Below are 13,307 nucleotides of genomic sequence, written 5' to 3' on the forward strand. Positions count from 1 at the left end.
CCGGCGGGTCGCGGTCCGCTGTCGCGTGTGTGTCCGTGCCGCTCCCGCGTGTGTCAGGGGCGCGGTCCGCTGTCGCGTGTGTGTCCGTGCCGCTCCCGCGTGTGTCGCGGTCCGCTGTCGCGTGTGTGTCCGTGCCGCTCCCGCGTGTGTCAGGGTTGCGGGATGGGTGAGCAGGTGGGCCGCGAGGTCGAGGTGGACGTGACGAACATGGCGCACGGAGGGGTCTCCGTGGCCAGGCACGACGGCCGGGTGATCTTCGTCTCCGACGCGATCCCCGGCGAGCGAGTGCGGGCGCGCATCACCGAGGACTCGAAGAAGTCGTTCTGGCGCGCCGACACGGTCGAGGTGCTCGACGCGTCGCCGCACCGCCGCCCGCACGTCTGGGCCGAAGCATCCGTCGACCGCGCCCCGGAGGACCGCGTCGGCGGCGCCGAGCTCGGCCACATCCACCTCGCCCACCAGCGCGAGCTCAAGAGGCAGGTCGTGGTCGACTCGCTGTCCCGGATGGCGCACGTCGACATGGACGTCGAGGTGCAGGCGCTCCCCGGCGACGACGAGTCCGACGGCCTCGGCTGGCGCACGCGCGTCAGCCTGCACGTGGCCGACGACGGCCTGGTCGGCCCGTACGCCTCGCGCTCGCACCGGGTGATCCCCGTCGAGACGCTCCCGCTCGCCACCGCCGGCGTCAACGGCGCGGCGCCCTTCGGGCAGCGCTTCCCCGGCGTCGAGGGCATCGATCTCGTCGCCCCCTCTGACGGCCACGTGCGCATGCTGCTCATCGACGGCAAGCCGCAGCGCCGCGACACCATCACCGAGCGCGTCCACGACCGCGAGTTCAAGCTGGAGGCCGGCGGCTTCTGGCAGGTGCACCGCCGTGCCGCCGAGACGCTGTACGACGCCGTCCAGTCCTCCATCGACGAGGCCCTCTTCGACCCGCGCGCCGCGAACCTCGACCTCTACGGCGGGGTCGGACTCCTGGCCGCGGCCATGGGCGACCGCTTCGGCGACACCGTGCGGATCACGAGCGTGGAGAGCGACGAGGTCGCGACCGAGTTCGCCGGCGACAACCTGGCGGAGTGGGTGGGGGCCGCGTCGCTCACGGCGCGCGTCGACCGCTACCTGCAGAATCTCGTCCGCGAGGCGAGCCCCGCCGAGCGTCGTCGCCTGCAGGCGGCGACCGTCGTGCTCGACCCGCCGCGCGCGGGCGCGAAGAAGCCCGTCGTCGACGCGCTCGCCGAGCTGCGCCCGGCGCAGGTCGTCTACGTGGCGTGCGATCCCGTCGCGCTGGCCCGCGACGTGGCGCTGTTCGCGGAGCGCGGCTACGAGCTCCGCTCGGTGCGCTCGTTCGACCTCTTCCCGCACACCCACCACGTCGAGAGCGTGGCCGTGCTGGTGCCCGCGGCCTCCTGACCGGGGCATCCGCCGCCGAGAGGACGCGGCGGGCGGGCGATACAGTGGGCGAGGCGACCGTCGGAGCTCGACGGCACCACGCGACGAGGGGGATCCGCATGACCGAGACCACGCAGGGATCCGACCAGGTGACCGGAGGCCGTCCACCCGTCCGCGTCGCCGTCGTCGACGACCACGAGTCGGTGCGCCTCGGCCTCAAGGCCGCGTGCCTCGACGCCGGGTTCGAGTTCATCCTCGCGGCCGCGAACGCCCGCGAGCTCGTCGAGGGCCTGGTCGGCCGGGAGTGCGACGTGGTCGTGCTCGACCTCTCGCTGGGGGACGGCTCCTCCGTCACCGACAACGTCAAGGCCGCGCAGGGCACGGGTGCCGCGGTTCTCGTCCACAGCATCGCCGACCGCGTCGCGAGCGTCCGCGAGGCGCTCGCCGCCGGCGCCGCCGGGGTGATCCCCAAGTCGTCGGCCACGCAGACCGTCATGGCGGCCGTCGCCACCGTCGCGCGCGGCGACGTGCTCAACAACCTGGAGTGGGCGACAGCCATCGACGCGGACCGCGACTTCGCGAAGGCGCAGCTCGGCCGGCGCGAGCGCGACGTGCTGCACCTGTACGCGTCCGGCCTGCCGCTCAAGCTGGTGGCGCAGCAGCTGGGCATCGCGAACAGCACGGCGCGCGAGTACCTCGACCGGATCCGCGTGAAGTACGTCGAGGTCGGCCGCCCCGCCCCCACCAAGGTGGACCTCCTGCGACGCGCCGTGGAGGACGGCATCCTCCCCGGACTGGACCAGGACGGCGGCGATGCCCGCTAGGCCTCCGGCCAGCGCGCCGCACCCCGCGGCTCCCGCGACGCGCGCCCTCGCCGGCGCGCCGCCGCGCACCCCCGACAACCCCATCAGCCTCGCCCGCATCGAGACCATCCTCGGCCGCGGCGCCGGCGCGTTCGGCCTCCTCTTCGCCCTGCAGTCGGTGCAGGTCATCACCGGCCAGCTGGACACCATGCGCCCGGCGTGGAGCATCGCGTTCCTCACGGTGTTCTTCGGCAGCCTCGTCTGGACCTGCGTCGCCGGCGTGATCCGGCGGGGCGTCGTCCCCGCGCACGCCACCGTCGCGATCGTCTTCGTCCTCGCGCTCGCCACGTGGCCGTTCGCCATCGCGCCCGACACGCTCTCGCCCGTCCCGCAGCCGTTCCTCTACCAGGAGCTCACCGTCGCGACCACGTGCGCCGCGATGGCGTTCCGCCTCTGGATCGCCGTGATCTACACGGTCGCCGTGCCGCTCGGGCTCGGCGTCATCGAGGCGGTGATCCGCCACGGGACCATCACGCCGCTCGACGCGTTCCTGCAGGTGCTCTACTCGATCATCCTCGGCGGCTCGGTCCTCATGATCGTCACGGTGCTCCGCCAGGCGGCCCTCGGCGTCGACTGGGCGCAGGGCACGGCGCTGACGCGCTACTCGCACGCGGTGCGTCAGCACGCCACGGAGGTGGAGCGCGTGCAGGTCGACGCGATCGTGCACGACAGCGTCCTCACCACGCTGCTCTCGGCGGCGCGCACCGCGGATCCGGCGGCCCGCACGCTCGCCGCCACGATGGCCGCGAACGCGATGGGGCACCTGGCCGCGGCGGAGCAGGGAACCGACGACGACGCCTCGGTGCCCCTGCGCGCCGTCGCGAAGCGCATCGTCGACGCCGCCTCCGCGCTGTCCGCGCCGTTCGTCCTCGAGACGCGCGACCTCGGCGCGCGCACGGTCCCGGTGGCCACGGCCGAGGCCATCTACTCCGCGGCGGTGCAGGCGATGATGAACAGCCTCCAGCACGCCGGCACCTCGGCGGAGGCCATCACCCGGACGCTCGTCATCTCCGGCCACGGCGACGAGGGCGTGGCGATCGACGTCGTCGACGACGGCGTCGGCTTCGACCAGCGCCGCATCCCCACGGAGCGCCTGGGGCTCCGCGTGTCCATCAAGGAGCGCGTGGCGCAGGCCGGCGGGCTCGTCACCATCGACTCGGCGCCGGGGGAGGGCACGGCCGTGCGGATCCGCTGGCCCGCCCCGGCCGACGCCGCCGCGCCCGAGGCGCCCCTCCTCCCCGGGGACCTCGACGCGTCTCCGACCGAGCGCCCGGATCGCGAGAGGGGCGACCGGTGATCGTCGTCCCGCGCTCGATCGTGCTGGGCCTCGCCGCCCTCTTCTCGGCGTACCACGTGGTGCTCGCGCTCGTCGCGATCACGGCCCCCGCGGATCCGGCCGTCACGCTCGTCGCCGTGGCGCTCTACCTCGTCGCCACGCTCATGAGCCTGTGGCCCACGAGCCCCACGGTCATGCCCGTGTGGCTCGCGGCCTTCAACCTGGCCGTGGCGACGGTCGTGCCGGTCCTGGTGACCAGCCAGCTCTCGCCCGGAGGCCTCCCGCCCTTCACGACCTGGCACATCGCCGCCGTCGGCACCCTGATGACCATCACGTCCGCCCGCCGCAGGCAGGGCTTCGCCTGGGCGGGCATCGTCATCCTGGCGGTGCAGACCGTGCTCTGGAGCGGGCCGGCCGGGCTCGTCGCATACGGCGTCACGGGCAGCGCGCTGTGGGTGGCCGTCTCGCACGTCCTCGCGCACGCCCTCGCCAAGGCCGCGCGCGACGCCCGGCAGTTCCACCGTGCCGAGCGCGAGGCGGCCGACTGGCAGGCCGCGCAGGAGGCGCACCTCTACGAGCGGCAGTTCCGGCTCCGCCAGACGAGCCGGATGGCCGTGCCCATGCTCCGCCGCATCGTGGAGACGGGCGGCGACCTGTCCCCGGAGGAGCGCCAGGAGTGCCTCTACCTGGAGGGCGCCATCCGCGACGAGATCCGCGGCCGCACGCTCCTCAACGACGCCGTCCGCGAGCAGGTCATGCTCGCCCGGCGCCGCGGCACGGTCGTCACGCTCCTCGACGAGGGCGGGATCGACGACCTCGACGACGCCACGCGCGACGTCGTGCTCGACCGGCTGGCCGCGGCGGTGCGGGACACCCGGGCGGACAAGATCATCGCCCGGACGGTGCCCGAGGGGTCCGACACCGCGATCACCGTCGTCGGCCTGAGCGTGGCGGGCGACGGCAGCGCGAGCCTCCTGGGCAGCGACGACCTCGACGACGAGGTCGACCTGTGGCTGGAGATCCCGCGCCCGCGCACCTGAGCGGGCGGGCCGTGCCCGCGTGACCGGCCGGTGGTGCTGAGAGGCGCGGGGGCCGGTGCCTGCACCGTCCGCCCCCGCGCCTCTCCGGTCATCCCGATGACCCGAGCACCGGGATGATCCGCCCCCCGGCGTCGTCTGCTCACCACAGATGGACGACGCCGTGTTGACTGACCCACGATGCGGGCCCCCCAGCAGGACGAGTCTCACGCAGCGGGAGGGACCGGCCAAGTCGTCATTTGGGAGGACACGGCGTGCCGCGCACGCACCCCGAGGGCCGGGCGATCGGTCAGCCGGAGAATTCGCGCCAGCGACCGGGACCCGGCACCAGCGTGCCGCGGACGCTGCGCTGCGACCGCTGCCACGCGTCCGGCGCGCGGCGCGCGGGCTGCTCGGCGGCGGGCTGCGCCGCCAGCGCCGCGATGACCGCCGTGGCGGCGGCGAGCTCCTCCTCGGTGGGGGATCCACCGAGGACGCGGAAGCCCCCGACGGGGGCATCCGCCGACGCGTGCACGTCGCTCACAGCGGGATGTTCCCGTGCTTCTTGGGCGGCAGGCTCGCGCGCTTGGTGCGCAGCGCCCGCAGGGCCTTGACGACCGACGCGCGCGTGGCCGCGGGCTGGATGACGTTGTCGAGCTCGCCGCGCTCCGCCGCGAGGAACGGGCTCGCGACGTTGTACGTGTACTCGTTCGCGAGCCGGGTGCGCACGGCGGCGACGTCCTCGCCGGCCTGCTCCGCGCCCTTGATCTCGCCGCGGTAGAGGATGTTCACGGCCCCCTGGCCGCCCATCACCGCGATCTCCGCCGTCGGCCACGCGAGGTTGATGTCGGCGCCCAGCTGCTTGGATCCCATGACGATGTACGCGCCGCCGTAGGCCTTGCGCGTGATGACGGTGACGAGCGGCACGGTCGCCTCCGCGTAGGCGTACAGCAGCTTCGCCCCGCGGCGGATGACGCCCGTCCACTCCTGCTCGGTGCCGGGCAGGTACCCGGGCACGTCGACGAGCGTGAGGATCGGGATGGAGAACGCGTCGCAGAACCGCACGAAGCGGCTGGCCTTCTCTCCCGCCTCGATGTTGAGCGTGCCCGCCATCGCGTTCGGCTGGTTGGCGACGATGCCGACGGAGCGGCCCTCGACGCGCGCGAACCCGACGATGATGTTCGGCGCGAACAGCGGCTGGGTCTCGAGGAACTCGCCGTCGTCGACGATGCGCTCGATGATCGTCTTCATGTCGTACGGCTGGTTCGGGCTGTCCGGGATGATCGTGTCGAGCTCGTGGTCGCGCGCCGTCATCTCGAGGTCGACCGTGCGGGGGAAGTCCGGCAGCTCGGCGAGGTTGTTGTCCGGCAGGAACCCGAGGAGCGTCCGCGCGTAGTCGAGCGCGTCGTCCTCGTCGCTCGCGAGGTAGTGCGCGACGCCCGAGACCTTGTTGTGGGTCAGCGCCCCGCCGAGCTCCTCGAAGCCGACCTCCTCGCCCGTGACGGTCTTGATGACGTCGGGGCCGGTGACGAACATGTGGCTGGTCTTGTCGACCATGATCACGAAGTCGGTGAGCGCGGGGGAGTACACGGCGCCGCCCGCGGCCGGGCCCATGATCAGCGAGATCTGCGGGATCACGCCCGACGCGCGCGTGTTGAGGCGGAAGATCTCGCCGTACTTGCCGAGCGCGACCACGCCCTCCTGGATGCGGGCGCCGCCCGAGTCGAGGATGCCGATGATGGGGACGCCCGTCTTGATGGCGAGCTCCATGACCTTGACGATCTTCTCGCCCGCGACCTCGCCGAGGGATCCGCCGAAGATCGTGAAGTCCTGCGAGTAGACGGCGACCTGGCGGCCGTTGATGGTGCCCGTGCCCGTGACGACGGAGTCGCCGTACGGCCGCTTGGCGTCCATGCCGAACGCGTGCGTGCGGTGGCGGACGAACTCGTCGAGCTCGACGAACGACCCGTGGTCGAGGAGCTGGTCGATGCGCTCGCGGGCGGTCATCTTGCCGCGCGCGTGCTGCTTCTCGATGGCGGCCTCGCCGCTCGCGGTGACGGCCTCGTGGTAGCGCCTCTTCAGGTCGGCGAGCTTGCCTGCGGTCGTGTACATGTCCGGGGCGCCGGCGTCCTCGTCTGGCTCGTGTGCAGTCACCCGCCTCACTGTACCGGCGGGTGCGCGCCCCGCTCTTGTGGACCACGCACAGAAGACGGCGGGTCCGGGGTGCGATCACCTCCTGATCCGCTCGGTACGGTGACGGCATGGACCTCCCCCTCAGCCGCCTCGCCGCCCCGCGCCTCCTCGCCCTGCACTCGGTCGGCTCGACCAACGACGAGCTCTCCCGGCGGGCGACCGCGGATCCGGCCGCGTGGCCGGACGGATCCGTCGTGCTCACCCTCGACCAGACCGCGGGGCGCGGCCGCCGTGGCCGCGTCTGGGTGGCGCCGCCCGGGCGGACCCTCGCGGTCAGCGTGCTCTGCGTCCCCGGGCGCGCGGACCTCGACCCCGGCTGGCTGCCGCTCGTGGCGGGCCTCGCGCTCGTCGCGACCCTGCGCGACCTCGTGCCCGCACCGGCCGAGGTGACGCTCAAGTGGCCGAACGACGTGCACGTGGACGGCCGGAAGGTCTCCGGGATCCTCGGCGAGCTGGTCGCGCCCGGCCGCGTGCTGGTGGGCACGGGCCTCAACCTCACGCTCGAGGAGGCCGAGCTGCCGACGCCCACCTCCACGTCCCTGCGGCTGGCGGGCGTGCCGGACCCGGACGTGGACGCGATCCTGGCCGCCTACCTCCGGGCGTTCCGCACCAGGTACCTGGCCTGGGTGGACGCCGACGGCGACGCGCGCGCGGCCGGGCTCGTCGACGAGCTGGACCGCACGTGCGCCACGATCGGCCGCGACGTCCGCGTCGAGCTGCCGGGCGGCGGCGAGCTCCTCGGGCGCGCCACCGGGGTCGACGACGACGGGCGGCTCACCGTCGAGTCCGCCGCGGATCGGGCCGTCACGTCTGTCGCCGCGGGCGACGTGACGCATCTGCGGTATCAATGAGGCATGGCGCACACGGGTGACACGCAGCGGTACGCACCCGGAGAGGGCGGGCGGGCGCTCCCCGTCCGCGGCGGCCGCAGGGCCCGTCGCAAGGCCGAGAAGGAGGAGCGCCGTCGCGTCGCCGAGGACGAGGCGGATCGCCTCGCCTCGTCGCAGGACGTGGATCCGCGCCTCGGTCGCCCGGCCGCGCCGCCCGCCGCACCGCAGCAGCAGGTGGTCGCCGCCGACCCCGAGCGCGTGCTCGTCCGCCTCCGACCGCACGGCCGCGCCCTCACGCTCCCGGTGGTGCTGCTGCTCGCGATCTGCCTCGCGGGCGGGTACTTCGGCGGCTGGTTCCCGGAGCCATGGGAGAACGCTCTGCTGCTCGTGTCGCTCGCCGGCGTCGCGGTTTTCGTCACGCTGCTGCCTGTTCTGGTCTGGTTGAACCGCCGGTACACGGTCACGACCAGGCGCCTCATCGTGTCGCACGGGTTCTTCGTGCGCACCCGGCAGGAGCTGCTGCACTCGCGGGGCTACGACGTGACCCTCCGGCGCGGCCCGCTGCAGCACCTGCACCGCAGCGGCCACGTCACCATCAACGCCGGCCTCGAGTCGCCCGTCGTGCTCCGGGACGTGCCGTCCGCGGTGCTCGTCGTCCAGGCGCTCCAGGACCTCATGGAGGAGAACGCCAACATGGTGGCCGAGCGCCGCCGGCAGGAGGAGTCGCGCCGCGGCCGACCAGGCGACCCGGCATGGCGCCAGCAGGACGAGCCCCGCTCGGTGTGGCCGGACGACACGCAGCCCTGGCAGCGCGGTTGACCCGTCGCAGGTCGGGCGCCTAGGGGACCGCGACCCGGTCGGCGTCGTCCGTGCGCGCGGCCCCGGACGCTGCGGCGACCTGCGGTGCGGCGTGGCGCCGGGCGGGCGAGTAGACCCACTGGCGGTAGAGCACGAAGCGCACCGCGGATCCGAGCCCCAGGCCGATGACGTTGGCCGAGACGTTATCCGCGAGCGGCGACGTGAGCCCCAGCACGTAGTGCGAGACGTACAGGCACGCGAGCCCGATGACCATGCCGAGGAGGCTCACCGCCAGGAACTCGAGCGCCTCCCGGCCGCGGCGCGTGGTGCGCTGCTTGCCGAAGGTCCAGTAGCGGTTGCCCACCCAGTTGACGGCGATGGCGACGACGGTGGAGGCGACCTTGGCGAGCAGCGGCCCGGCCTCGACGGCGTCGGGGTGGAAGACGGTGGCGCGCAGCAGGTTGAAGACCGCGAGGTCGACGAGGAAGCCCGCGCCGCCGACGAGCCCGAACTGCGCGATCTGCACGCCGAGCGAGGCGAGGGAGCGACGGGGGGACATGGGCGGGGTCCGTCCTGGATGGGGGAGGATGTCGGGTGGCGTGACGGACGATGTTACCGGCTGGTCCCGCCCACCGACCGTCCCGAGGCCGCCCGCAGGCGTCCGCGGGCCCATGCACCTGCACCAGGAGGACACCATGACGCCCACCGTCGGAGTCGTCGGAGGCGGCCAGCTCGCCCGGATGATGATCGCCCCCGCCGTCGAGCTCGGCATCGGGATCCGAGTGCTCGCCGAGGCCGACGGCATGTCCGCCGGGCTCGCCGCCACGGCGGTCGGCGACTACCGCGACCTCGACGTCGTCCGCGCCTTCGCCCGGGACGTCGACGTGATCACGTTCGACCACGAGCACGTGCCGCAGCACGTCCTCCGCGCGCTCGTCGCCGAGGGCGTCGCCGTGCACCCGGGACCGGACGCCCTGCTCGTCGCGCAGGACAAGCTGCTCATGCGGGAGCGGCTCGAGCAGCTGGGCGTCCCGGTGCCGGTCTGGGCGCGCGTCGCCGACCGGGAGGCGCTCGCCGCCTTCCTCGCCGACAACGGCGGGGTCGCGGTCGTGAAGACCCCGCGCGGCGGATACGACGGCAAGGGCGTGCGGGTGGTGCGCTCCGCCGACGAGGCCGGCGACTGGTTCGACGCGCTCGGCGCGGGCGACGCGCTGCTCGCGGAGGAGCTCGTCGACTACGCGCGCGAGCTCGCGCAGTCCGTCGCCCGCCGGCCGTCGGGCGACGTCGCCGCGTGGCCCGTCGTCGAGTCGATCCAGCGCGACGGCGTGTGCGCCGAGGTCATCGCGCCCGCGCACGGCGCGAGCGCCCGGCTGCGCGAGGCGGCGGAGGAGATGGCGCGCGGGATCGCGGAGGGGCTCGGCGTCACGGGGGTGCTCGCGGTCGAGCTGTTCGAGACGGTGGACGGGCGCCTGCTCGTCAACGAGCTGGCCATGCGCCCGCACAACACCGGCCACTGGTCGATGGACGGCGCGGTCACCGGCCAGTTCGAGCAGCACCTGCGCGCCGTGCTCGACCTCCCGCTCGGGTCCACCCGGCCGCTCGCGCCGTGGTCGGTCATGATCAACGTGCTGGGCGGGCCGGAGACCGGCTCCCTCGCCGACCGCTACCCGCGGGCGCTCGCCGACCAGCCCGAGGCGCGCTTCCACTTCTACGGCAAGGACCCGCGCCCCGGCCGCAAGGTCGGGCACGTCACCGTGGTGGGCGACGATCTCGACGAGACCGCGTACCGGGCGCGCGCGGCCGCGGCGTTCTTCCGGGGCTGACCGCGCGCGGGCGGGCTGCGTGGCGCGGCTGGCGCGCAGGACCGGGCACCTAGCATGGAGCCCGTGAATCCCGACACCCCTGCACTCGTCGGCCTCGTCATGGGCTCCGACTCCGACTGGAACGTGATGGAGAAGGCGTCCCTCGCGCTCGACGCCCTGGGCATCGCCCACGAGGTCGAGGTGCTGTCCGCGCATCGCACGCCCGAGCGCATGATCGCCTACGGGCAGACCGCGCGCGAGCGGGGGATCCGCGTGATCATCGCGGGTGCGGGCGGCGCCGCCCACCTCCCCGGCATGATCGCCTCCGTCACGACCCTGCCCGTCATCGGCGTGCCCGTGCCCCTGGCGACCCTCGACGGCATGGACTCCCTGCTGTCGATCGTGCAGATGCCCGCGGGCGTGCCCGTGGCCACCGTCTCCATCGGCGGCGCGGAGAACGCGGGGCTCCTCGCCGCGCGCATCCTCTCGACCTCCGACGACCGCATCGTGGACGCCCTCGCGCGCCACCGCGCCGAGCTCGCCGAGCTCGTGGAGCGGAAGAACGCCGCGCTGCAGCAGAAGGTGTCGTCGCGCACGTGAGCCTGACGCAGCCCATCCGGCACCCGGACAGCCGGTCGCCGCGCATCATGACCACCCGGGCCTGGTGGCTCGTGGTGCTGAACGTCCTCATCCCCGGATCCGCCCAGGTCCTCGCGGGGAACCGCCGTCTGGGCCGCGTCGGCCTCGCCTCCACGCTCGCCGTGTGGGCGCTCGCCGTCGTGGTCGGCGGCCTCGCGCTGTTCGCGCGCGGCGCGCTCATCCAGGTCGTGTCCCAGGAGTGGCTGCTCGTCGTGCTGCAGGCGCTGCTGGCGGCGTACGCCGTGCTGTGGGTCGTGCTCTCGCTCGACACCCTGCGGCTCGCGCGCATCGTCCGCGTCGCGCCGCGGGCCCGTCCGGTCATCGCGGCGCTGTCGGTGCTGCTCCTGGTGGGCACGGCCGGATCCGCGGGCTACGCCGCCTACATCGTCGGCGTCGGCCGCGGTGCCCTGGGCGGGATCTTCGGCGACTACGCCACCGAGGCCCCGGTCGACGGCCGGTACAACATCATGCTGCTCGGCGGCGACGCGGGTAGCGACCGCGCGGGCCTGCGCCCCGACAGCATCACCGTGGTCAGCATCGACGCCGACACCGGGCGCGCGACCATGGTCGGCCTGCCGCGCGACATGGAGAAGGCGCCGTTCTCCGACGGCTCGCCGCTCCAGGAGCGCTACCCGAACGGCTACCAGCGCTGCGACGTCGACGCCTGCATGCTCAACTCCATCTACACCGAGGTCGAGGTCTACAAGCAGGACCTCTACCCCGACGCGAAGGAGAAGGGCAGCCTCCCCGGCATCGAGGCGATGCGCGAGGCCGTGCAGGGCGTCACGGGGCTCACGATCCAGTACTACGCGCTCATCGACATGCAGGGCTTCTCCGAGATGGTGGACGCGCTCGGCGGCATCGACATCGACGTGAAGCGCCGCATCGGCATGGGCTCCGGGCACGACGACAAGTTCCGGCCGGTGCCCATCCCCGAGTGGATCGAGCCAGGCGAGCAGAAGCTCGACGGCTACCACGCGCTCTGGTACGCGCGGTCCCGCTACCAGACGACGGACTACGACCGCATGTCGCGTCAGCGGGAGGTGCAGCAGGCGGTGCTCAAGCAGTTCGACCCGGCCAACGTGCTCACCAAGTTCGACGCGATCGCCCAGGCCGGCCAGCAGGTGGTCAAGACCGACATCCCGCGCGGCATGCTCGGCTACTTCACGCAGCTCGCGCTGAAGACGAAGGACCAGCCCATCGACGACCTGGAGATCGTGCCGCCGAGGTTCGACTCGCAGAAGCCCGACTTCCCGGCCATCCGCCAGGCGATCCAGCAGCAGTTCGCGAACGGCTCCGCGGGCTGATCCCGGGACGCGCGCCTACAGGTCGGCGTGCAGCTGCCAGACCTTCTCGGCGGAGTCGCGCCAGCTGAACGCGCGGGCCCTGTCCTGCCCGACGACTGCCAGGCGCTCGCGCGCCGCGGTGTCGGACAGCAGGCCGCCGATGGCCTCGGCGAGGCGCAGGGGGTAGCCGTCGGGATCCTCGCGCGGCACCACCACGCCCGCGTCGGCCGCGACCTCGAGGAGCGCGGGCGCGTCCGAGTGGACGACGGGCGTGCCGAAGGACAGCGCCTCCACGACCGGCAGGCCGAAGCCCTCCGACAGGCTCGGGTGCGCGAAGACCGTGGCGCGGTCGAGCGCGACGGCCAGGTCGGCGTCCGTGAGGGATCCGAGGCTGCGCACGCGCGACGGGTCGACGCCCGCCTCGTCCGCCACCTGCGCGAGCTCGACGTCGCCCCACGTCGCGGGGCCGACGATGAGGAGCGGCAGGTCTCCGGTCTCCGGGCGCACGAGCGCCTGCACGAGCGCCTGGACGCCCTTGCGCGGCTCGAGGCTGCCGACGGTGAGCAGGTACTCGGCGGGCAGGTCGAGCTCGGCGGCGCGGGCGTCGGGATCCTCGGGCAGGGCGATGCGCGGGCTCACGGCCCCGCCGATCACGCGCACCCGGTCGCCCAGGTCGACGTAGCGCGCGAGCTCCTCGGCCAGCGCGTGCGACGGGACGACGACGGCGTCGGCGTGCTTCCGCGCGCGCTTGGCCATCGCCTTCGTCCAGGCGACGGAGGCGCTCGTCATGCTCTCCGGGTGCGTCCACGCGTTGACGTCGTGGATGGTGGCGACGATCTGGTCGTTCGTGTTGACGCGGTCGTGACGGCGCAGCGGCGCGAGGAGGCCGGGCGCGTGGACCATCCCGGTCGTGCCGGGCGTCGGGAGGCCCAGCTGCCAGGCGCGGGAGAGCTCGCGGCGGGGGAGCGGGACGCGCGTGATGCGGGCGAGGCCGGGCAGGCGCTGCTCGAGGTCGGCCGTCTGCTCGGGCGTGACCGCGGAGACGACGCCCTCGACCTCGCACCCGCTCGGGGTCGACGCGATGATCGCGCTCGTCAGGTCCTCGGCGTAGCGGCCGATGCCGCCGGGCGTGGGGCCGGTCAGCTGGTCGATGATCACGCGCAGCGTGGTGGTCACGGTCCTCCATCGCGCGGGTGTCGGGTCGGCCCGCGGGAG

13 protein-coding genes are annotated in these 13,307 nt (G+C 73.7%); 9 read left to right on the forward strand and 4 right to left on the reverse strand.

From position 1 onward, the window contains the following. The first annotated feature begins 162 nt into the window (after positions 1-162). From FGD68_RS07040 to FGD68_RS07055, 4 genes are all read left to right on the forward strand, one after another. Positions 163-1,410: a class I SAM-dependent RNA methyltransferase gene (locus FGD68_RS07040; RefSeq protein ID WP_119372826.1), complete on the forward strand. Its 1,248-nt coding sequence runs from the start codon at positions 163-165 to the stop codon at positions 1,408-1,410. A gap of 98 nt (positions 1,411-1,508) precedes the next feature. Further along, positions 1,509-2,213, forward strand: coding sequence for a response regulator transcription factor (locus FGD68_RS07045; RefSeq protein WP_119372827.1), 705 nt, complete (start codon positions 1,509-1,511; stop codon positions 2,211-2,213). Next, positions 2,203-3,549: a sensor histidine kinase gene (locus tag FGD68_RS07050; protein WP_119372828.1), complete on the forward strand. Its 1,347-nt coding sequence runs from the start codon at positions 2,203-2,205 to the stop codon at positions 3,547-3,549. Before FGD68_RS07045 ends, FGD68_RS07050 begins: the two co-directional genes overlap by 11 nt. Then, positions 3,546-4,568, forward strand: a complete 1,023-nt coding sequence (locus FGD68_RS07055) for a hypothetical protein (protein ID WP_119372829.1) — start codon at positions 3,546-3,548, stop codon at positions 4,566-4,568. Before FGD68_RS07050 ends, FGD68_RS07055 begins: the two co-directional genes overlap by 4 nt. Positions 4,569-4,854: 286 nt before the next feature. Here the strand turns inward: FGD68_RS07055 and FGD68_RS07060 are convergent, their stop codons facing one another. Then, the gene (locus FGD68_RS07060) at positions 4,855-5,088 is read right to left on the reverse strand and encodes an acyl-CoA carboxylase subunit epsilon (RefSeq protein ID WP_237609958.1); all 234 of its coding nucleotides are present in this window, start codon (positions 5,086-5,088) and stop codon (positions 4,855-4,857) included. After that, a complete protein-coding gene (locus FGD68_RS07065; RefSeq protein WP_104236384.1) occupies positions 5,085-6,656 on the reverse strand; it encodes an acyl-CoA carboxylase subunit beta in 1,572 nt (523 codons plus the stop codon). Before FGD68_RS07065 ends, FGD68_RS07060 begins: the two co-directional genes overlap by 4 nt. Before the next feature lie 149 nt (positions 6,657-6,805). Here FGD68_RS07065 and FGD68_RS07070 point away from each other — a divergent pair, with 149 nt between their 5' ends. Together FGD68_RS07070 and FGD68_RS07075 are read left to right on the forward strand one after the other, a co-directional pair. After that, entirely contained in the window at positions 6,806-7,588 is a 783-nt protein-coding gene (locus tag FGD68_RS07070) for a biotin--[acetyl-CoA-carboxylase] ligase (protein WP_237609959.1), read from the forward strand. 3 nt (positions 7,589-7,591) lie between these two features. Continuing rightward, positions 7,592-8,386, forward strand: coding sequence for a PH domain-containing protein (locus FGD68_RS07075; protein WP_119372242.1), 795 nt, complete (start codon positions 7,592-7,594; stop codon positions 8,384-8,386). A 19-nt stretch (positions 8,387-8,405) separates the two neighbouring features. Here FGD68_RS07075 and FGD68_RS07080 read toward each other — a convergent pair whose 3' ends face one another. Further along, on the reverse strand, positions 8,406-8,924 hold the full coding sequence (locus tag FGD68_RS07080; RefSeq protein WP_119372241.1) for a GtrA family protein: 519 nt from the start codon (positions 8,922-8,924) through the stop codon (positions 8,406-8,408). Positions 8,925-9,036: 112 nt separating this feature from the next. Between FGD68_RS07080 and FGD68_RS07085 the strand changes: the two genes are divergently transcribed. Genes FGD68_RS07085 through FGD68_RS07095 form a run of 3 tightly spaced genes read left to right on the forward strand, consistent with a single transcriptional unit; the run spans position 9,037 to position 12,113 of the window. Beyond that, positions 9,037-10,188 carry a 5-(carboxyamino)imidazole ribonucleotide synthase gene (locus FGD68_RS07085; protein ID WP_119372240.1) on the forward strand — a complete coding sequence of 384 codons (1,152 nt, stop codon included), beginning with the start codon at positions 9,037-9,039 and terminating at the stop codon, positions 10,186-10,188. Between the two features lie 54 nt (positions 10,189-10,242). Beyond that, positions 10,243-10,767 carry a 5-(carboxyamino)imidazole ribonucleotide mutase gene (purE, locus tag FGD68_RS07090; RefSeq protein WP_119372239.1) on the forward strand — a complete coding sequence of 175 codons (525 nt, stop codon included), beginning with the start codon at positions 10,243-10,245 and terminating at the stop codon, positions 10,765-10,767. After that, a complete protein-coding gene (locus FGD68_RS07095) occupies positions 10,764-12,113 on the forward strand; it encodes an LCP family protein (RefSeq protein WP_119372238.1) in 1,350 nt (449 codons plus the stop codon). Before purE ends, FGD68_RS07095 begins: the two co-directional genes overlap by 4 nt. A gap of 15 nt (positions 12,114-12,128) precedes the next feature. Here FGD68_RS07095 and FGD68_RS07100 read toward each other — a convergent pair whose 3' ends face one another. Further along, positions 12,129-13,268 (reverse strand): glycosyltransferase family 4 protein, encoded by a 1,140-nt coding sequence (locus FGD68_RS07100; RefSeq protein ID WP_119372237.1) that lies wholly within the window; start codon positions 13,266-13,268, stop codon positions 12,129-12,131. Between the last annotated feature and the right edge of the window lie 39 nt (positions 13,269-13,307).

Source organism: Clavibacter californiensis, from assembly GCF_021952865.1.
Lineage (GTDB): Bacteria > Actinomycetota > Actinomycetes > Actinomycetales > Microbacteriaceae > Clavibacter > Clavibacter californiensis.

What these genes read in the sequence shown, in the direction of transcription:
- FGD68_RS07040 (WP_119372826.1), top strand. Translation starts at nt 163, where the DNA reads ATGGGTGAGCAGGTGGGCCGCGAGGTCGAGGTGGACGTGACGAACATG.
- FGD68_RS07045 (WP_119372827.1), top strand. Translation starts at nt 1,509, where the DNA reads ATGACCGAGACCACGCAGGGATCCGACCAGGTGACCGGAGGCCGTCCA.
- FGD68_RS07050 (WP_119372828.1), top strand. Translation starts at nt 2,203, where the DNA reads ATGCCCGCTAGGCCTCCGGCCAGCGCGCCGCACCCCGCGGCTCCCGCG.
- FGD68_RS07065 (WP_104236384.1), bottom strand. Translation starts at nt 6,656, where the DNA reads ATGTACACGACCGCAGGCAAGCTCGCCGACCTGAAGAGGCGCTACCAC.
- FGD68_RS07070 (WP_237609959.1), top strand. Translation starts at nt 6,806, where the DNA reads ATGGACCTCCCCCTCAGCCGCCTCGCCGCCCCGCGCCTCCTCGCCCTG.
- FGD68_RS07075 (WP_119372242.1), top strand. Translation starts at nt 7,592, where the DNA reads ATGGCGCACACGGGTGACACGCAGCGGTACGCACCCGGAGAGGGCGGG.
- FGD68_RS07080 (WP_119372241.1), bottom strand. Translation starts at nt 8,924, where the DNA reads ATGTCCCCCCGTCGCTCCCTCGCCTCGCTCGGCGTGCAGATCGCGCAG.
- FGD68_RS07085 (WP_119372240.1), top strand. Translation starts at nt 9,037, where the DNA reads ATGCACCTGCACCAGGAGGACACCATGACGCCCACCGTCGGAGTCGTC.
- purE (WP_119372239.1), top strand. Translation starts at nt 10,243, where the DNA reads ATGGAGCCCGTGAATCCCGACACCCCTGCACTCGTCGGCCTCGTCATG.